The organism is Acinetobacter sp. YH12126, from assembly GCF_013418745.1.
GTDB lineage: Bacteria > Pseudomonadota > Gammaproteobacteria > Pseudomonadales > Moraxellaceae > Acinetobacter > Acinetobacter amyesii.
The window spans coordinates 1-20,078 of record NZ_VPBM01000005.1 but is presented as its reverse complement, the minus strand read 5'-3'; the positions used below and the strand labels follow the sequence as shown (position 1 = coordinate 20,078).

At 39.7% G+C, this 20,078-nt stretch carries 20 protein-coding genes; 13 read left to right on the top strand and 7 right to left on the bottom strand.

Features of this window, described 5'->3' with window-relative positions:
- The first annotated feature begins 1 nt into the window (after window position 1).
- From FTU62_RS03725 to FTU62_RS03710, 4 genes are all read left to right on the top strand, one after another.
- Window positions 2-1,168 (top strand): GNAT family N-acetyltransferase, encoded by a 1,167-nt coding sequence (locus FTU62_RS03725; RefSeq protein WP_180060057.1) that lies wholly within the window; start codon window positions 2-4, stop codon window positions 1,166-1,168.
- Window positions 1,169-1,296: 128 nt separating this feature from the next.
- Complete coding sequence (locus tag FTU62_RS03720; protein ID WP_180063520.1) at window positions 1,297-2,598, top strand: DUF945 family protein; 1,302 nt, start codon at window positions 1,297-1,299, stop codon at window positions 2,596-2,598.
- A gap of 189 nt (window positions 2,599-2,787) precedes the next feature.
- A complete protein-coding gene (locus tag FTU62_RS03715) occupies window positions 2,788-3,075 on the top strand; it encodes a hypothetical protein (protein ID WP_143221639.1) in 288 nt (95 codons plus the stop codon).
- Between the two features lie 21 nt (window positions 3,076-3,096).
- A complete protein-coding gene (locus FTU62_RS03710) occupies window positions 3,097-3,255 on the top strand; it encodes a hypothetical protein (RefSeq protein ID WP_180101874.1) in 159 nt (52 codons plus the stop codon).
- Window positions 3,256-3,296: 41 nt separating this feature from the next.
- On the opposite strand, the gene rlmKL is transcribed toward FTU62_RS03710, so the two are convergent.
- Complete coding sequence (gene rlmKL / locus FTU62_RS03705) at window positions 3,297-5,501, bottom strand: bifunctional 23S rRNA (guanine(2069)-N(7))-methyltransferase RlmK/23S rRNA (guanine(2445)-N(2))-methyltransferase RlmL (protein WP_180101873.1); 2,205 nt, start codon at window positions 5,499-5,501, stop codon at window positions 3,297-3,299.
- Between the two features lie 221 nt (window positions 5,502-5,722).
- Here rlmKL and FTU62_RS03700 point away from each other — a divergent pair, with 221 nt between their 5' ends.
- The 5 genes from FTU62_RS03700 (at window position 5,723) to FTU62_RS03680 (ending at window position 11,556) form a co-directional block, all read left to right on the top strand.
- Complete coding sequence (locus FTU62_RS03700) at window positions 5,723-6,079, top strand: hypothetical protein (RefSeq protein WP_180101872.1); 357 nt, start codon at window positions 5,723-5,725, stop codon at window positions 6,077-6,079.
- 368 nt (window positions 6,080-6,447) lie between these two features.
- Entirely contained in the window at window positions 6,448-7,464 is a 1,017-nt protein-coding gene (locus FTU62_RS03695) for an aspartate carbamoyltransferase catalytic subunit (RefSeq protein WP_180093537.1), read from the top strand.
- Window positions 7,465-7,473: 9 nt separating this feature from the next.
- Window positions 7,474-8,709, top strand: coding sequence for a dihydroorotase (locus tag FTU62_RS03690; protein WP_180101871.1), 1,236 nt, complete (start codon window positions 7,474-7,476; stop codon window positions 8,707-8,709).
- Between the two features lie 221 nt (window positions 8,710-8,930).
- Window positions 8,931-10,406, top strand: a complete 1,476-nt coding sequence (locus FTU62_RS03685) for an OmpA family protein (protein ID WP_180101870.1) — start codon at window positions 8,931-8,933, stop codon at window positions 10,404-10,406.
- A gap of 121 nt (window positions 10,407-10,527) precedes the next feature.
- The gene (locus tag FTU62_RS03680; protein ID WP_180101869.1) at window positions 10,528-11,556 is read left to right on the top strand and encodes a DUF1311 domain-containing protein; all 1,029 of its coding nucleotides are present in this window, start codon (window positions 10,528-10,530) and stop codon (window positions 11,554-11,556) included.
- Between the two features lie 49 nt (window positions 11,557-11,605).
- Here the strand turns inward: FTU62_RS03680 and FTU62_RS03675 are convergent, their stop codons facing one another.
- Window positions 11,606-12,052 (bottom strand): universal stress protein, encoded by a 447-nt coding sequence (locus FTU62_RS03675; protein WP_078188616.1) that lies wholly within the window; start codon window positions 12,050-12,052, stop codon window positions 11,606-11,608.
- Between the two features lie 141 nt (window positions 12,053-12,193).
- Window positions 12,194-12,637 carry a universal stress protein gene (locus tag FTU62_RS03670; RefSeq protein ID WP_078191806.1) on the bottom strand — a complete coding sequence of 148 codons (444 nt, stop codon included), beginning with the start codon at window positions 12,635-12,637 and terminating at the stop codon, window positions 12,194-12,196.
- Between the two features lie 310 nt (window positions 12,638-12,947).
- Here FTU62_RS03670 and FTU62_RS03665 point away from each other — a divergent pair, with 310 nt between their 5' ends.
- The 3 genes from FTU62_RS03665 to FTU62_RS03655 all read left to right on the top strand — a co-directional run bounded on the left by FTU62_RS03665 (window position 12,948) and on the right by FTU62_RS03655 (window position 14,952).
- Entirely contained in the window at window positions 12,948-13,955 is a 1,008-nt protein-coding gene (locus FTU62_RS03665) for an alpha/beta hydrolase (protein ID WP_180101868.1), read from the top strand.
- Window positions 13,956-14,036: 81 nt separating this feature from the next.
- Complete coding sequence (locus tag FTU62_RS03660; RefSeq protein ID WP_078188613.1) at window positions 14,037-14,381, top strand: SMR family transporter; 345 nt, start codon at window positions 14,037-14,039, stop codon at window positions 14,379-14,381.
- A 1-nt stretch (window position 14,382) separates the two neighbouring features.
- Window positions 14,383-14,952 (top strand): TetR/AcrR family transcriptional regulator, encoded by a 570-nt coding sequence (locus FTU62_RS03655; protein ID WP_180101867.1) that lies wholly within the window; start codon window positions 14,383-14,385, stop codon window positions 14,950-14,952.
- A 295-nt stretch (window positions 14,953-15,247) separates the two neighbouring features.
- On the opposite strand, the gene FTU62_RS03650 is transcribed toward FTU62_RS03655, so the two are convergent.
- The 4 genes from FTU62_RS03650 to FTU62_RS03635 form a co-directional block, all read right to left on the bottom strand.
- A complete protein-coding gene (locus FTU62_RS03650) occupies window positions 15,248-16,417 on the bottom strand; it encodes a benzoate/H(+) symporter BenE family transporter (RefSeq protein WP_180101866.1) in 1,170 nt (389 codons plus the stop codon).
- 254 nt (window positions 16,418-16,671) lie between these two features.
- On the bottom strand, window positions 16,672-17,322 hold the full coding sequence (leuE, locus tag FTU62_RS03645) for a leucine efflux protein LeuE (RefSeq protein WP_180093548.1): 651 nt from the start codon (window positions 17,320-17,322) through the stop codon (window positions 16,672-16,674).
- Window positions 17,323-17,395: 73 nt separating this feature from the next.
- Window positions 17,396-18,385, bottom strand: a complete 990-nt coding sequence (gene tal / locus FTU62_RS03640; RefSeq protein ID WP_180101865.1) for a transaldolase — start codon at window positions 18,383-18,385, stop codon at window positions 17,396-17,398.
- 89 nt (window positions 18,386-18,474) lie between these two features.
- Complete coding sequence (locus tag FTU62_RS03635; RefSeq protein ID WP_180101864.1) at window positions 18,475-19,365, bottom strand: LysR family transcriptional regulator; 891 nt, start codon at window positions 19,363-19,365, stop codon at window positions 18,475-18,477.
- Window positions 19,366-19,480: 115 nt separating this feature from the next.
- On the opposite strand from FTU62_RS03635, the gene aceI reads away from it, so the two are divergent.
- Window positions 19,481-19,906: a chlorhexidine efflux PACE transporter AceI gene (aceI, locus tag FTU62_RS03630; RefSeq protein WP_078191799.1), complete on the top strand. Its 426-nt coding sequence runs from the start codon at window positions 19,481-19,483 to the stop codon at window positions 19,904-19,906.
- The last annotated feature ends 172 nt before the right edge of the window (window positions 19,907-20,078 follow it).

The window sequence follows — 20,078 nt, the reverse complement described above, 5'->3', positions numbered from 1 at the left end:
GATGGATATCGATGTGTTAGATGCACCGTTCGACGAAACGGCGCTATATCATTCAAAGAATGAGACTAAGTTTGCGGTTCGAAATGCGACTGTCGAAGATGATGAGCAACTAATGAAAATTAGTGCAGAGACTATGCCAAGCAATGGCATCACATTATCTTATGCGCGTCACCCCAGTTATTTTGATGCCAGCCACGCACAGTATAATCGTCCAGATTTAAAAGTGGTTGTCCCTGTGGAAGATCCATCTATCGTGATTGCGATGATGAATTTGGGATGGCGTTATTGTTATATCAATGGTCAGCCTGACCTGATGCGTTATGTCGCCGATTTAAGAATGAATCCAGCGTATCGTGGTGCTAAAGTCATGCGCTTATTGATGGACTATCTCCATGATGAAATACCACAAGACACGATTTTTGAAAGTGTGGTTTTAAACGACAATATTGTCGCTGCCAGTATTTTACATCATGAAAGATCTGGATTTCCGCTGCCATATTTTTATGATGAAATTCGAACCTTTACCGTTTCACAGGCAGTGAAACCAAAAACTTTCAATCAATATCAATTTAAAACGCTGACTGCTGAACGTGTAGATGAAGCAAATGATTTCATTTTAAAAATGAAAGACCATTATAATTTTTTACCTAGCTATGATTTTAATGCTTTGGTTGATGGTCAAAATCCATTTTGGGCAGGCTTAAATCTGGACGATTTTTATTTGATTTATGATCAGCACAATCAGTTGGTTGGACTCTATGGATTATGGAATCAAAAGAGTTTTAAACAAACCCGCGTAATCGACTATTCGCGTTCATTAAAGTTGATGAAGCCGTTTTATAATGCCTATGCCAGTGTGCGTGGTGTTTTATCACTGCCAAAAATTCATGGAACCTTTGATTATTTAATGTTGCATAGTCCACTATGTCATCCTGAACATCTGGACGTATTTGCAAGTTTGATTTTTCATGCAAAACAGCAGACAAAGCAACGTGGTAAAGAAACCTATTGTATTACTTTGGCAGAGAAGGACCCACGTATTGAGTGGATGAAAAATACGACCTCACATGTGTTAAAAGCCAAGCACTATTTTCATAGTTTTAAAGCCAATCCATACGCTGCTTTTGATCGTAAACGTATTAGTTATTTTGAAGTTGGGCGTATATAGAGGAAGTGATAACGATCAAAAAATCAATTAAAACTGCCAAATCAATCATTTAAAATCATTCTAATTGTGTACTTATGTAACTGAGTTCTTCAGTATACTGCGCAAAGAATAATCAGAATGAGAAAGACATGTCGAAGTTGATGTGGGGAATTGGCAGTTTAGCGGTGCTTTCAGCAGCAGTGGTGGGAGGGAATTTATATGCAGATAAATCTCTTGCCCAATTTTATACACAGAATAATTGGTCCGCAGCTGTACAAGATGTTGATGTAAAGTACAGCAATTATCAAATGGGCTTGATGGGTGGAACAGTCGATTGGGTATTAACCCTGAAAACAGACCCGTGTAAACCGAAAGAAGTGATCGTGTTGAAGGGTACAGATCAGATTCAACGTGGGTTGAAAGGCTATAATATCAACTCGAATTTTAAGATTGTTCAACAACAAAGTACGTCCGAATATGCCAAGCTTTTTGGCACGGACTTAACGGCAAAAACGTTGGTCAATTGGATTGGTCAAAGTAAAACAGATTTACAGATTCCTGCATTTAAAACGACTGCACAAGGTGCAACAGTACAAGCTGATGCAAGCCAATTGCAAATTCGGATCAGTAGTTTACCGGGGCAAGTCACTAAGGTATCTGAGCTTTCAATCCATTTACCTGTGGTTCGGTTGAGTGAAGGTCCAATGCAAACCATGGTGCAAAATTTTTCGATGAAGACCAATCAAGGTCTAAATCAGAAAAATCTTGAAAATGGCTTTGTTGAAATCCAAGCGGGTTCTATCAAACGTTTAGATCAAAAGTTCTCAGGCGGCATGCGTGGTATGCAACTGCGTTGGGAGACCGAACTAAATAAACATGATGTGGACTTTGAAGGCTACTTAAAAGCTGATGAGATGGATTTCCCAGGTTCACCAGTCACCAAAGATTTCGCACTAAATTTGGCATTACATAAAGTCAATCTAGATAAAGTTCGTGCATTTAGTGAACTTTTGCATCAGGTGGAAAATTCATGCGATGCAGTGAGTGAATCAAGTGAAGAAATGACTCAAGCTTTCTTAGCTATCGCAAGCCAAGGTTTTGATTTTGAGTCTAAAGATAACTCGATCAGTATTGGTGGAGGTAAAGCCTCTGCAAATGTCGTGGGGAAAGTCATGCCGGGTCACCATGCCTCAATGGAGTCTTTTATTAAAATGGTGCCGAGCTTACTGGATTTTCAAGCAGACTTAAGTTTTGATAAAAATATGATGACTGCAATCATGAATAACTTTTTGCAATTACAGGGCAAAAGTTTGTCAGGACAGGAAGCTGAAGCCATGTTTGCTGGTTTTGAAACATCAGGGCAAGGCAAGCGCGATGGCGATAACATGGTCATGAGTATGCAATATAAGTTCGGTCAAAAGCTTTTTGGTCAAGCCATACAAAAGAAATAAGCAACCAGTAGTGAGTAGTTAAGTTTAAAAAATATAAAACCGTCATAGATTGGCGGTTTTGTATTTTTGGCTACAGAATTATGATTTTCAGTTTATCGGAACACAGCGGCCTAGCCATTGTTGAACAGTTGAAAAGTTGCTAGCGTCAATGGGCAACTAGCCAATCAAAACAACAATAGGAAAGACACCATGTCACACGATTATTTTTTTAGACGGAAACTTGTTCATTCATCCATGCCTAAATGTTCTTGGGTAAAACACAGTCTTGTTAGTAGCATTTTTTTAATCGCTGTTCAGTCTATAGCTTTTGCGGGTAATTCAATTTCAGATCAACGTTTGTCGAATGAAACGCAAGGTAAAAAAAAGTTTAGTGAAGAAACCTTAGATATTATTGAGAGTGAGGCAGCTAAACCCAAAGAAGAGCAGCAGAAAAATTCAAATCATAAATCTAATCGTAATAATAAGATCATTCAATAGACGCAGCTTGAAGGCTCAACCATGAGTGATTATTTGCTTCAAAAGAAAAGGGCAGCGGATCAGGTCGGGTTAATACAATCTCCAAAAGTGGCACCGATTAACCGTATTGTGCTGCAAGAGCGCCACGAAAATATTCGAGTAACGTATCCAGATGGCGTTGTGGTTGAAATGAAGCACTGACGTGCTTCATTTCATAGATCAGGACTTTCTAAAGTCAAACCTTAGATTTGTGGATGAGTGATTTTCCATGCACGGTGAATTTTGGTATTACGTTTAAAGTCTAGGCCAATGGTTTCATTGCTGATTTCTTCAACGTCAAACATTGCCATGATCACATCGTCCATCTCAAAACCACGGTAGTTGTTTGAGAAGTAAAGCGTACCGTCAGTGGTTAAACGGTTCATGGCACGTTTAAGTAAAGACATATGGTCGCGTTGGACATCAAAAGTACCATAGAACTTTTTAGAGTTTGAGAAGGTTGGTGGGTCAATAAAGATCAGGTCATATTGCTCGTGACCTTCTTTTAACCATTCAAAACAGTCACTAGAGAAGAACTGATGTTGTTCATCTGCATGATCTACAGTCAAACCATTCAGTACAAAGTTCTCTTTAGACCAGTTTAGGTAGGTATTTGACAAATCGACACTGGTCGTACTTGCTGCACCGCCAAGCGCTGCATGTAAGCTCGCTGTAGAGGTATAGCTGTATAAGTTCAGGAAGTGTTTACCTTTGGCTTCTTTGGCAATCCGTAGACGCATTTGACGATGGTCAAGGAACAGACCTGTATCGAGGTAGTCTGTTAGGTTCACCAAAATCTTTGCTTTGCCCTCTTGCACGATAAAACGTTTAGACGCAGTACTTTGTTTGGTGTACTGATTTTTACCTTCTTGGCGAGCACGTGTTTTAATGAAAATCGCATCACGACCTAAGCCTGTCACTGCACGAATCGCTTGAAGTGCTAAGTTAAAGCGTTTTTTGGCTTTTTCAGGGTCAATTTTTTTCGGTGGTGCGTATTCTTGTACGTGTAAACGATCACCATACAAATCTACCGCGACATTAAAGTCTGGCAAATCGGCATCATATAAACGTAGGCAGAAAATATTTTCTTTAACTGCCCATTTTTTAAGATTCTGCATGTTTTTTTGCAGACGGTTAGTAAAGTCTTCTGCACCTTCAATTTTTTCAAATTGTTGCGGTTCCCAATGCTCTAGGAAAGGCTTTTGAACTGCCGCAGGTTTGACTGTACCAAAACGGACGTAAATTGGTAGCTTACCATTCATCAAACGCAAAATTTGTGGATCATTAAAGGCAAGGACATCGGCCTGTTCAACTTGTGCTGCAATAATTGCAGCAGGCTGATTTGGGAAGTTCTTTTGTAATAATGCCGATAGACCTAAATATAGTGCGCGGTTAGAGGCTTTATCACCTAAACGCTCGCCGTATGGAGGATTAGTGACAACAAAGCATTTCTTACCTGTTGCTTGGAAATCTGGCCAGTCTGCAAGTGTACGTTCTTCAATTTTAATTTGATCAAGTACAGATTCGAAACCTGCAGCGATAATATTTTGTTTGGTTGCTTTTACTGCCTCCCAGTCTGCATCAAATGCATAGAATTGTGGGAGAGGGTTTTCAAGTGCGGCTTTATGACGTTCAGCAGCTTCGCCTTTGATCGACATCCAAAGTTCATGGTCATGACCATTCCAACCATTAAAACCAAAACGACGAACAAGGCCTGGCGCACGATCAGTCAAAATCATTAAAGATTCAATGATAAAGGTCCCTGAACCACACATTGGGTCCAAGATAATATTGGGTTGATGCTGTTTAAGTTTTGCTTTCTGTAAGATGGCAGCAGCTAGGTTTTCTTTAATCGGTGCATCTGTCATGTAGCGACGGTAACCGCGTTTATGCAGAGAGTCACCTGATAAATCTAAGCAATAAGTATGTTCAGTTTTGCCAGCTAATACATACAACGTAATTTCAGGTTGCTTAATGTCAATGCTAGGACGTTTGCCCACAGCTTCCATAAAGGAATCGACCACACCATCTTTAACACGTAAAGTTGCGAACTGAGAATTGACTTTAATGTCACGTTCGATGTGTAAACGCACGGCAAATGTACTTTGTGGTGCAAAAATAAGTGACCAATCAAAGTTTATTGCACCTTCATAGAGCTCTTCAGCCACATCACGTGCATCATGCGTGAACTCTAATTCATGTGTATGAATCGGGGTAAGTACACGGGAAGCCAAACGTGACCACATGCAAATACGGTATGCATCTTCAAGTGTGCCTTTGAATACAAGACGACCCGGGAACTGTTCAATATTTTGAACACCTAAACCTTCAATTTCCTCGCGGAGTAAGGTTTCCAGTCCATCTGCACAGGTAACCCAATATGTAGAAAGACGCGGTTTCGAATTCATGTAAATTTCCAAAGGCAAAAAAGCAATCGCATATTTTAACGTATTTTCGTGGATTTGGGCGGACGATATTGCGCTGAAACGGGAGAAATATCAGTAGAATTGAAAGACTTTATCAAATTTATTCTGTGTACATTGTGAGAAATATCACTTAATGGTACAAAAATTGCTATAACCCTGATCAAAATTCGATCTTTATAATATTGATATCATTAGGGGTATTTATGACAGGGCTGGCAATCAATAGTCAATCAAACGCATTTTCAATCGCCACTTTAATTTACGCGCGTTTACGTCGTGTGTCAGGTCGGGTTATTGACGTATTATATGTGGTTGAGAATGTCGAATATGCACGCTTTGTTTCTAACTTGGCTTTGGAAACGGCTGATCCTGAATTATCTCGTTTAGTTGCACGTTTACATAGTGAGTTGGATTTGCATGAAGTTGCAGTTTCAGTACCAGAAGAACCGTTGGTCAGTTCAGTACAAACAGAAACAACAGAAATATTAATGAGCGAACCAACCGCTGAAGATATCTGTAAAGCACAGGTTGCACATCGTTATATCGGCGCATTGCGTTAATTCAATCCTGCTGTGAGCAGTAGGCATATTTTTCTTGCTGCGCACAGCCTGAAGTATCAACCTTCTTTCATGTTTTAAGAGTTGTTGAACTGTGCAGAAGACGGTTGTTTATAGCTGAACTTTATTTTTTGAAAGTGTCCAATTCAATTAAAAATAAAGATGGATTGAAGTCCTGTTTGAAGGCTTTTTGAAAGGGTAAAGGTGAAGTTTAATTTAAAACGTTTAATTTATCTAATTGAAATGATAGATAGGAATTTGAAAATTCATTTTGAATAACATCATACGTTTGCATTGAACGTTGAAAACTTCAACTGCCATTTGCCAAGATTCTCTGTATAATGCGTTAACTTAACGATAAGGAATCTCTCATGCACTTGGCGGCATTGCATACACCGAGCCAGATTCAACTCAACCAAGATGGTAACTTAAAACATTTCCTCACCATCGAAGGCCTTTCTAAAGAAACTCTCACAAAAATATTGGACACTGCACAGTCCTTTTTTAATGACCAAAATCAGCTAATTACCAACAACCTTTTAGAAGGTCGTACAGTGATGAACCTGTTCTTTGAAAATTCAACACGTACCCGTACCACTTTTGAAGCGGCAGCAAAACGTCTGTCTGCAAACGTATTGAACATTGATATTGCACGTTCAAGTACATCAAAAGGCGAGACACTGCGTGATACCTTGTGGAATTTAGAAGCGATGGCGACCGACATTTTTGTGGTTCGTCATTCATCGTCAGGTGCGCCGCATTTTATTGCCAAAGATGTTTGTCCGCATGTGGCAATCATCAATGCAGGCGATGGCCGTCATGCGCATCCTACGCAAGCCATGTTGGATATGTTGACGATTCGCCGCGAAACCAAAAAGAATTTTGAAGACATTTCCATTGCCATTATTGGCGATATTAAGCATTCGCGTGTTGCCCGTTCAGATGTCGCTGCATTGCAAACATTGGGCTGTAAAGATATTCGTGTCATTGCGCCAAATACTTTGCTGCCTTATGGTTTTGATGACTATGGCGAAGGCGTTCGTCTGTTCAACAACATGGAAGCCGGTATTCAAGACTGCGATGTGATTATTACCTTGCGTATTCAAAATGAACGTATTGATTCTCCTGCGCTGTCATCTCAAGCCGAATTCTACAAAATGTACGGTTTGAATAAAGAGCGTCTGGCTTTGGCAAAACCTGACTGCATCGTGATGCATCCGGGACCAATGAACCGCGGTGTTGAAATTGACTCGAGTATTGCCGATGGTGCTCAGTCAGTGATTTTACATCAGGTGACCAATGGTATTGCGGTACGTATGGCGGTACTGGCTTTGGCAATGCAAGGTCAGTTGCAAGAAAAAGGTTTAATTGAAGCGATTGCGGTTTAAGGGATAGTCATGAGTATTGTTAAAGTTGAAAATGTACGTGTCTTAGATCCAATCAATCAAACTGACAGCGTACAGACAGTTTATATTGAAAATGGCCGATTGGTTGCCGAAAGCAATGTCGCTGAAACCATTGATGGTCAAGGCAAATGGCTGATGCCAAGTATGGTTGATCTCTGCGCGCGTCTACGAGAGCCGGGTCAGCAGCAGCACGGAACTTTAAAGTCAGAAGGGAAGGCTGCGCGTGCGAATGGTATTTTGCATGTGTTTACGCCGCCAGACTCTAAACCGATTGTGCAAGACAATGGTGCATTGATTCATGGCCTGGTGGAAAAAGCCATGATTGATGGTGGCATTTATCTGCAGGTGATTGGCGCGCAGACTCAAGGCTTGTTAGGCAAGCAGCCTGCGAATATGGCAGGTTTGAAAAAAGGCGGCTGTATAGCAGTATCAAATGCCAATGCGCCATTTATGGACGATGATGTGGTGATTCGTACCTTAGAATATGCTGCGGGTCTGAACATGACCGTTGTGTTCTATGCCGAAGAACCGCAGATTGCCAAAGATGGCTGTGTGCATGAAGGCTTTGTCGCATCTCGTCAAGGTTTACCGATGATCCCTGCATTGGCGGAAACCGTAGCCATTGCAAAATATTTATTGATGATTGAAGCTACTAAAGTGCGTGCGCACTTTGGTCTGTTGTCATCAGGCGCATCTGTCGAATTAATTAAACATGCTAAAGCGAAAGGCTTACCGGTGACTTGCGATGTAGCCATGCACCAATTGCATTTAACTGATCAGTTGATCGACGGCTTTAATTCACTTGCGCATGTGCGTCCGCCGCTGCGTTCTGAGCAAGATAGAGACTTGCTCCGCCAAGCAGTGAAAAACGGTGTGATTGATGCAATTTGTACGCATCATGAGCCGCTGAGCAGCTCAGCGAAAATGGCGCCATTTGCTGAAACACAGCCCGGTTTTACTGCATTTGATACCTATGTACCTTTTGGTATTCAATTGATTCAAGAAGGCCTATTAAGCCCACTGGAATGGGTTGAGAAAGTCACACTCGCACCTGCTAAAGTAGCCAATATGCAACAACGTTGGGCAGATGAAGCGGGTTGGGTGCTTGTTGATCCTGAACTTGAGTGGACCATTAATAAAGACACGATTGTGTCAAATGGTAAGAACACACCATTAATTCAGCACACCGTTAAAGGTAAAGTGCTTCAAGCTTTTTATGCCGTTTAAGCTGAAGCTCAACATGGAAAATGTTGAGTCCTAGCATTTTAATTTGATATCTAAAAGTCAGCTTCGGCTGGCTTTTTTTATGAGGATTGAAATTAATAGATTGAAAATAGAAAAGAAATTAACGCGCTGACAAGTCCGAACAAATTATTACATTTGATCAAAAAATAAGCATATAAACTAAAGTACACATGAAAATAATGACAACTGCATGGAGTACAAATATGAATATAGATTTATTAGCGCTGATTAAGCAGCACGTCTCCTCGATTGTGCTGGACGGTGATACACAACACTTAACTGAAAAAAATTCAGCCATTAGCCAGTTTATTCCATTCCTGTTAAATATTTTTCGATCCAAACCTGAATTTATTGATGCCTTTCAAAAACAGTTAAACCCTCGTATTAGTGATATATTTTCGGCAAATCCCACATTAAAAGATCAATTTTTGCAACATCTCGGTGGCGGTACGGCTCCAACGTCAGAAATAGAGCAAACCTTAAACCACTCTATAGCTCCAACTTTAGGGGCACTTGAAAATGAAGCGGGTTCATCTGATCCCGTCGCAATCACGCATTTACTTGATAATCATGCAGATAGCATTTTGGCGGCACTACCACAATGGGCAGTGCCTTTACTCGCAGGTTTAGGGGTAAACACTGCAGCTGGCCGTACATTACACCAAGCGCCTGTTGTTGAACCAACACCTGTTATCGTTGAAGAAAAACGCTCGAATTGGTTATTGCCAATTATTGCGCTGCTTATATTATTGGGTCTGATCGCATTTTGGTTTAAGTCTTGTACTAATAAAGAAGAACCAACCACCTCTGCAACAACAGTTGCACAGCCTGCTGCATCTCAGCCAGCACATTTGCAATTTAGCACCGGTACAGATGGGCAGTTAACCAACTGTCAAATTCAAACAGGCGATTCAAACTATCTTGAAATTTTGCAGCAACAAGTCAAACAGATCTTTAACTTTAATACGGGTTGTGGTGCTTCATCTGATGCCAGTTACCATACTCAATTTATTGATCAAGATACCATTCCAACGGTTCTGCAAAAACTTAAAGGTGTACCAAATACCACTTTAACCTGGACTGAAAATCAGTTATCGATTTTGTCGCAAAATCCTGCGGATGCTCAAAACCTTGCCAATCAAATTAAGCCTTTAGCAAAAAATATGACGGTATTGGTTCAAGAAGGCGTGAGCGAACAAACAGCAGTAGATAACAGTATTACTGATGCACAAAAAGCATTAGCGAGCATTAACCCTGAGCAAGTTCGTGCGCTAGATGTTGCGACTGCGCTGAACTTACAAATTATTAATTTTGCGACAGGTTCATCTGATATTCCTGACGTGAATAAATCGATTTTGGATCAGGCGGCAGCATTGCTGCAGCGCGCTACACAGGTACATCTGACTGTACAAGGTCATACCGACGCTGTGGGTAATGCGGAAGCGAATAAAGCTTTATCGCAAGAGCGTGCACAAGCTGTGGTGGATTATTTGGTGTCGAAAGGCGTTGATCCTGCACAGCTTCAAGCGGTGGGTTATGGTCAAGAAAAACCCGTAGCGGATAACAGCACCAAAGAAGGTCAATTCAAAAACCGTCGTATTGAGTTTGAAGTTTTAAATACCGAGAATGGTAAAGTACGAGATGTCACCAGCGAAGGCGTAACTGAAAAGACCAATTAAAACCGTACTAAATGAGATGATATATAAAAAATCCCTGCACATGCGGGGATTTTTCTCGTCAAAGCGCTGTAATTTTGAGTAAAATACGCCCGAAGAATAAAATCATAATGGTACTTATACAATGAAAAAAATAGTCATCACGAGCCTCATGTTGTCTGCGGCATTGATATATGGCTGTGATAATTTTAAAAATAAAAAAGATGCTGAGGCCAAAACGGAAGCGCCTGCTTTGGAAGATTGGAGTTGTACTGCACAAGCCAATATTGACCAATTGCAAGATCATTTAAAAAACGAATATCTCAAAGAATTAAACAAAGAAATACGTCAGTCAGATTATGAAGCCGATCAGCAACTCATGGATCTGATTGTAAAAAATCTAAAATTTAACATTCAAAATGTCACGACCTTAACTGAAGACCCGAATAAAGCCAAAACATTGGAATGTAGCAGTCAATTGTTGGTGGTTTTCCCGAAAGGATTACAAAAGCGTGCTGAAAACGCCTTTGCTGAACGACCATGTGATGAAGGCTGTGAAGAACGTGGTAATTATACTTTGAATGATTCACTCGAAGATGGTGAGTCAGGCTTAAGCATGGACAATGATCAGCTTAAAGGGAACTTTAGCTATAGCATCACTAAAACCGACAAAGATGGTTTAAGTTTAAGTGTCCCAAGTCAAAATGACGTAATTGATAGCGTTGTAACAGTGACACGTCATGCGGTGCTATATGCGGCATATAGTGCTCAAAATAAGCGAAACGAAGAATCCTATCAGCAAGGGATGGAGAGTCAATCTCAACAAATGAGCCTTGCACAAAAGGCAATGGATATTCGAAAAAAAGAGCTAGATCAGGATAATGCCAAAGTGGTGGATCGTCTCAATCAGACTTGGGATCGTTTTAGTGATGAACAAAAGGCGCAGTTACAGCAAGATCAAGCAGACTGGTTTGAAAAGCGTGATATCGACTGTAAAGTGCTTGCACAAAAAAGTGTTTATTCATTAAATGAAAGTGAAAAAGAGACTTATCAAAAGCATTCGCAATACTGGGATGAGGCGATGAATACGCAAAATCAAGAGTTGCAATATACCAAATGCTTTAATCAGAAAACTACAGAACGAATTGTGTATTTAAATAACGTGTTTAATTGATCTAAAAGAAGAAAAGCCCTCAATGAAGGGCTTTTTTTTGAATCTTAGTTTATTGCTTGATGATCAAAACAGGAATTGGGCACTGCGTTAAAATATTTTGTGCCACGCTGCCTAGCATGGCTTTTTTCAAACCTGTGCGTCCATGTGAACCCATGATGATTAAATCCGCAGAGATTTCATCAGCCACTTGTAAAATCCCTTCAGTTGGCGATACACCATGTATCAAACGAGTTTTAACTTCGATACCATCACGTACAAAGGTTTGTTTGATATCTTCTAAACGCAGCTGAGCACTTTTTTCAGCTTGCATAAAATATTCAGTGATTGCAGGTGCCACAGCATAGAAATCGACACCAACGAATGGATCAACAGCAACAACACTGACAATGGTCACTTGTGCATTTTGACTTTTAGCCAAGCTGAGGGCATGTTCAACAGCAGAATATGAAATTGGAGATTCATCCACAGGGACTAAAATTTGTTGATATTGACTCATATCTGCTTCCTTAATATTTTAAATGTTATCAATCTAATCTTGCTCTATTCACGATATTGTATGAATTAGACAAAAGGGTAAGCTTATTAGTGAAGGGTGTGCTGAATACAAAAAAGCCCACATGATGTGGGCTTGGTCATCTTAAGCTTTTACAACCAACACGGGTAATTCAGTATTGCTGAGTACATCTTGTGCGAAACTACCGAGTAGCATTTTCTTAAATCCTTTGCGACCATGTGAACCCATCACGATCAAATCGGCTTTCACTTCATTGGCTGCTTCTACTACACCTTCAGCAGAAACTTGACCTTTAATAATCTTACTTTGTGCTTCTACACCCACTTCAGTCGTGATTTGCACAGCTTCTTTTAATGCAGATTCTGCATTTGCGTAAGCTTGTACGAAATATTCTTTCATGATTGATGAAGAATAATAGAAGTCTGCATCGGTAAATGGGTCTTCAGCAACAAGGCTGATTAAAGTGAGTTGGCTGTTAAATGCCTTGGCAATAATTGCAGCTTTTTTTACTGCAGAAAACGAGATTTCTGAACCATCGACAGGTACTAAAATGTTTTGATATGACATGGAACAATCTCCTGTAATTTTGCTTTTAAACCCTATAGATTATTGATAACACATTGTCGTGCATGGTTCAATTTATTAATCTAAAAAATATTGTAAATTCATAAAATTACATAAATTAATGTCGATAAATCGTCAAATAAATCTGAGCAAAAAACTCGGACTTTGCTCAAAAATATTAAAATAAAATTGACCAATTTTCTCGGATTTTGAGATTAAAAGATCAATTTGAACTTTATGAAAATAAGCCTAAACTATATACAGTTTTAAATCTAAGATTTATAACAGAATTGATGCGATTGGATAGTTTGATATGTCATATAAAGCAGGGTTGGTTGTACTTAGCATGTGTTCAGTGTTGCATTTGTCTGGTTGTCAAAACACGCAAAGTAGTACCAAAGTGATTGCAGGTGCTTTTAATTTATCGACGCAAGTTCAAAAGACCTTCATCAACCTACATGCTCCTGACAATGTTATTGTGCAGTCAAATATTCAATATCTACAAAATCCAAATTTAAACTTGGATATCTATCAACCTGAAACAAGTATGGCGATTGCACCAAGACCAACGATTGTTTGGATCCACGGTGGCGGTTGGGTCTCAGGTTCAAAAGAGCATGCAGGTGGATATTTTAAACGGCTCGCAGCCCAAGGTTATAATGTGGTTTCTGTTCAATATCAGTTTGCACCTGAAGCCATTTATCCCACACAGCTCAACCAAATAGATGCAGCACTGACGTTTTTGAATCTACATGCGGCACAATATGGCATTGATTCGCAAAATATGTATTTGGCTGGGGATTCTGCAGGTGCAAATATGGCCAGTCATTATGCCGCCTTGGTTACGAATCCCGATTTTGCGCAAGCGTCAAAGATTCAGCCTGTATTAAAGCCTTCACAGCTTAAAGGGCTGATTTTGCATTGTGGTATTTATGATTTAAACAGCTTTGTAAATACTGCACCCGCAGAGATTGGACTGATCGAGTGGGGCGTCTATAACTTAGTTCAGGCGTATACCGGAGACAAAAAAGATGATGCCGAGTTTTTAACGCGTATTTCAACGGCCTCAAATATTAATGCAAATTATCCACCAGTATTTATCAGCGGTGGTAATAAAGATTTTTTAACCAAAACGCAATCTGAGCCTTTTGTAGAAAAATTGCAGGCAAATAATGTACCTGTGACAGCGGTTTTTTATCCAGATTCGAAAGAATTTTTGGTACATGAATATCAATTTATGATGAGTAAAAAGGCCAGCCAGCAGACCTTTGATCGCACTTTAGAATTTTTGCAACAACACACACAGACCGTCAAAAATTAAAAACAGATTTAAAAGGCTTGCAGAATAATCTCTAACTTAATAACATACCTACCAGTTGGTATGTTTGTTTTGGAATGATTAATGAATTCGGTAACATTGGCCTATGGCTTACTGTCATTGGCGATTATCTCAGAAGTAATTGGTTCGACATTTTTGGTGAAGTCAGAAGGCTTTACCAAACTTGCGCCTTCATTGGCTGTCGCAGTTTTATTCTGTTTGGCATTTTATTTATTGTCTCAGGTGATTAAAGTCATACCACTTGGTATTGCTTATGCCATTTGGGCCGGTGTTGGTATTGTTTTAACCGCACTAATTGGCTACTTTATCTTTCGTCAAAGTTTAGACCTCCCAGCCATGTTAGGGATAGGCCTGATTGTTTCAGGTGTGGTCGTAATTAACCTGTTTTCAACTTCTGCTGGACACTAGTATGGATAATCCGCATCAGCGCAAGAAAGAACCTCAACTGATACGCCAAAGTATTTTGCAGCATGCAATCCGTCTTGCTGCAGATAAAGGTGTCAACGGGGTGTCGATTCAAGCCGTTGCGGATTTAGTTGGGGTCACAAAAGGCGGTGTATTTCATCATTTTTCAAACAAACAAAAGCTCTTAGAGTCCATGATCGTCATGCTTTTGGCTCAATTAGACGAAGTCGTAGATCGATTAATTGACGAAGACCCTGAGCCGTACGGTCGCTTTACCCGAGCCTATATTGAAATTACTTTAGAAAAACAAATCATGGGTTTGCAACAATCTTGGTCCGCGATTTCGATGACTATGCTGACCGATAAAACATTTAATGAATATTGGATCGAATGGATGAACTCACGTTTAGAGCGTCATCATCAGACCGATTCGGATATCGAACTGAAAATTGTTCGTTATGCAGCCGATGGTATTTGGCTCACCGCTTTTACAGAAGTGGAAGACGAAAGCGAAACCCAATTATTAAAACAAGAACTGATCGCCCGAACGTATCGAGTGAAAGAGATTAAATAACTGATTTTACATACGTAAAAGTAATTACGCATTTTTAAAATTATTTTTAAGTCTATTCGACAGAGTCTTACATCTAGGGATTGAATAAAGGGATTAACCTTCGGCTGGAGGTACTCTTGAAATGTTGTTTCTCATTCGGCAAAATGAGAATCGTGCTACGTAAGGAAACCATCTTGCGGAGCATTGCTCCTCACCGCAAAAACATTTTTGATTATAAATAGTCCTATCTCAAACACATGCGGATGACGTTACCGCGTATCATTCTTTATTTGAAGCAAATTATTTAACTGAGGGCTTAATTTCTTTTATATTTGAAAATAGCATGCACGACTAAACCAAAGACCAAACCCCAAAATGCAGAGCCAATACCAAAAAACTGTACGCCCGATGCACTAAACAAGAAGGTGAGTAGAGCGGCGTCACGTTCACTCGCTTCTTGGAAAGCAATGACGATGTTGTGTCCAATGGTGCCTAGTAGGGCAATGCCTGCTAAAGCGGTAATAAACACCAATGGGAAAGCGGTTAAGAAACTCACCAAAGTGGCTGCAAACAGGCCCATCAAAATATAAAAGAAGCCACAGGTCATACCTGCGATATAGCGCTTTTTCTCATCGGGGTGGGCTTGGTCATCTAGACTGATTGCCGCACTAATCGCAGCAATATTGACACTAAAACATCCAAATGGCGCGAGTAGCGTTTGGGCTGTCCCAGTCCAACCAATCAGTTGATTGACGTGGGGTTGATAACCATAACTTTTAATCATGGCTAAACCCGGTAAATACTGAGAGGCCATATTGATTACAAAGAGTGGTAGCGCTAAACCCAGTATTGCTGAGATCGAAAATTCAGGTGTGACCCAAACTGGCTGTGCGAGTTCTAAATTAAGCGCCGGTAATTGAAAGCCAAGTAACAATGGACAAAGCATAATGCCAATGATCACCGTAATGACAATGCTATAACGTGGTAACAGTCGTTTACTGATGACATAAGCCGTGAGTAAACCCAGAACGAATGCCCATTCATTTTGTAAATTGACAAATAGCTCAATACCAAATTTTAGAAGTACGCCCGCCAACATTGCACTGGTTAGACTTTGCGGGATATAGCGCAGTATTTTTTCAAAAATGCCTAAAAATCCGAGTACTGCTGTCAATAGGCCACAGACCAAGAAAGCACCTAGGGCGGCATTCATGCTGTAACCATTTGCAGTCGCTAAAATCAGTGCCAGTCCTGCAGTGGACCATGAAGTCGCAACGGGATATTTAAATTTCCAAGACAGAATCAGCCCGCTTAAGCCGATACCCAAACCTAGAGCCCAAAACCAAGAGGTTATTTCTGCAGTGTTGGCACCGAGCATTTGTGCAGATTGGATCACCAAAACAGCCGAGACACTGATCCCGACTAAGAACGTAATAAAACCTGCAAAAGCAGCTGGAATGGAAAAGTCTTGGAGTAGTTTTTGCATAATGATCGAGCTATGACTATTTTTGGCGCAGATTTAGGATGTCATTTTTCAGGATGATACGCTCAAGTCCTGTACAGTAAAAGTGCTCATCGAGATATTATGGATATACTTTATTTATTCACAAATGACACTTTAACAAACGGCACTTTAATAGAACGAATCGACAACCTACATTGAGGATGTTTCAACCATTCAAAAGTTTAAAGGCATATAGATTTTTAAGTAAAAAAACAGAAATACTTTGCCCATGTCGGTTACATGGTAGATGTCGCAAGCTTTAGACCAAATCCACAAAATAGAAGACCAACAGCTGCGACACAGCATGCCGTAAATTTATAGCGATGGCCAAAATAGGTAGCCAGTTTTGCACCCGAAAAGATCAAAATCGTTAAATAGCTCATACTGATAATTTGCAATACGATCGCGAGTGCGGTGAATGTAATCGCTGGATATGGATATGCAGGATCGACGAATTGTACAAAGAACGATAAGTAAAAAAGAATGGCTTTAGGGTTTAAAATACTGATGGTTAATGCAGTCTTAAACGGTTTCAATTCATTCAAACTCAGTTGTTTAGTGTCGAGTTGTTCTGGCGTTTGAACGGCATTCCATGTTTGGTAGGCAGCCTTGAAAAGTTTGATACCTAAATAACTTAAATACAGCGCACCCACAATTTTTAATAATAAGAATAACCAAGGGAAGGCGTGAAGTAAGGATGCAGCACCGAGAGCAGTGAGTAAGATTAAGATCAAATCGCCAGTATAAACGCCAAAAGCGCCTAAATAGCCGACCTTAATGCCATAGCGAGAAGCAACAGACATGACATAAAGTGAATTTGGCCCGGGTAAAATCACAATTAATATCGTACCAATAATAAAGGTCGTTAAGTCTGTGATTCCAAACACTGAAGACACTCAAATAAAAAACCGAAGCTGTAGTATACAACTTCAGTTCTAGATGAAACTGAAAATTTCTAATTTATGCTTTTATTTCAGCATCTAAGCCAAAAGTTTGACGCAGTAAGCTACTTAATTGCTCACGGGCTTTAATAAAACCATCAATACCGCCTTGTAATAGTTGGAAAGACATTAAGTCTTTTTCAACTTCAGCTTTGAAAGTTTGCTTGTCGAGCACTTGTACATCGTGTTGACAGTGTGCATGCGCATGATGATTAGACAATTGCACTTCCACGGTACGCTGATCTTTTTCCAGTTCTGCCAATAAATTCGGTGAAACCGTCAATAAATCACAACCTGCTAAGCCAAGCACTTGATCAATACTACGGAAGCTAGCACCCATAATTTCAGTTTTGATGTCATGTTGTTTGTAGTAGTGGTAAATCTGCTTCACTGATAACACGCCCGGATCTTTCTCAATCGGGTAGCTATCCACATTTTCAGCTTTTTTGTACCAATCTAAAATACGACCAACAAATGGCGAAATCAGTGTGACTTGAGCATCTGCACAGGCTTGAGCTTGATGTAAGCCAAACAATAGCGTCAGATTACAGTGAATGCCTTCGGCTTCAAGGGCTTTAGCGGCTTGAATGCCTTCCCACGTTGAGGCAATTTTAATTAAGATACGGTTTTGATCGATACCATGCTGTTCATATAAAGCCAGTAACTCTTTAGCTTTTGCAATGGTGGCATCAGTATCATAGGACAAGGCTGCATCGACTTCTGTAGAGACACGTCCTTCGATCAATTTTAAAATTTCTACACCAAATTTGACCGTAAGAATATCGATGGTGCGCTCAACCAGCTCATCATTTTGATAACCTTCTTTACGCGCTTGTTCAATAGCACTTTCAATCAGTTCTTTATTTTCAGGTTGATTTGCCGCTGCTGTAATTAAAGATGGATTTGTGGTCGCATCCAATGGACGGAATGTATTAATCGCAGCTAAATCACTGCTGTCAGCAACAATCGTTGTTAGGCTTTTTAATTGGTTTAACGCATTTTGAGTCATTTGAAATCTAGTTCTTAATGTTCTTGGTGTACATACTTTTATAACACAATCTGTTTAGAACCCAACCAAAAAACGCCTAATTAGGTGGTCTAAATCGTATTTTTACGTGAATTTCGGATGTGATTAATCAAAAAATGAGCAGCCGAGCCGAGTGGTTTTTCACGGTTCCAGACCAAGTCGACGAAATATTCAAATTTGGGTGTGAAATCTTGAAAGCTTAAGATTTTGAGTTGATCTTTGAGCGTCGGATTTTCATTAAACATCTCGAGGGGAAGCACACCCCAACCCAGACCTTGAATAATCATAGAACAGGCAGAGTGGTGATTATCTGTACGCCAACTGTGTTTGGAAAATAACAACTCTGGTTTGATGCTTTTATCACGACTTGCAACCACGATTTGCCGACTTTGCAAAATTTGCTCAAAACTGACTTGCTTAAATTTCGACAGGGCATGTTTTGTCGCAGCAACAGGAACCAATGCTTCACGCTTCAATTCGACAAATTGTTCATAACTCTCAAGCTGTTCACGTTCAAACATTAGAGCAAGCTGCGCTTGACCCTGTAATAACATCTTTTGGGCATCTTCTTGAGGCGCAGAAAAAATATTGATTTGCAAAGATGGAAAATGAGTTTCTAGCAAAGAGATATAGTTGGTCCACTGCGTATGTAGTAGCTCTGATACCACCACGATATTCAGTGAAGACTCTAAACCATGACTCAGCGCAATTGCATGCTGTTTCCACTGATTAATTTCTATCAATAATTGTTCAGTTTTTTCATACAGGTTTAGCGCTTGAGCAGTGGGCACAGGTTCACGACCAACGCGCTCAAACAGTTTAAGGTTGAGATCAATTTCGAAATTTGCAATGGACATACTGACAGCCGAAGGTACTTTGCCGAGTTGTCTGGCAGCTGCGGAAAATGATCCTGTTTCCATGACTGTTTTAAAAATCATCAGTTGTTCTTGATTAATATTCATGTGCATTCAAAAAATAAAGAAATACAACCTTTCAATAATATTGAAAGAACCTAACTCGATTAATCAATAATATAAAAATAAAATGTGTTTTTTACAAATAATAGAGTGTTTCAAAATGACGATTTCCAAGAGAAGGATTATTCATGCGCTAAGCTATGAAATCATCCTATTGGTGATCATTGCTATTGCATTAAGTTTTATTTTTAAAGTTCCGATGGAGGTGACAGGTACGCTCGGTATTGCGATGGCGGTCACTTCTGTGATTTGGAACATGATTTTTAATCATTATTTTGAAAAATTTGAAGCAAAAAGAAAGTTAAAAAGAACCTTTGGTGTACGTGTTTTGCATGCGATTGGATTTGAGGGCGGCTTAATGCTTGCAACCATCCCAATGGTGGCTTATGCCATGCATATGACCTTATGGCAGGCGATTTTGCTCGATTTTAGTATGACCATGTGTATTTTAGTCTACACATTTATTTTCCAATGGTGCTATGACCAGATCGAAGCGTACCTAGGTTACCAACCACAATATCGTTAAATTTCAATAAGAAAATCACATTGGCCTGTATTGATAAGTACAGGCCTTTTTTGCATTAAAATAGTGCAAAAGTTTACAAATTACAATATATAAAAACATAATATAACTATAAAAAATTATACTAATTACATAACTTTTAAATATAAAAACAAAGAATGTTTTTATAAGTTGA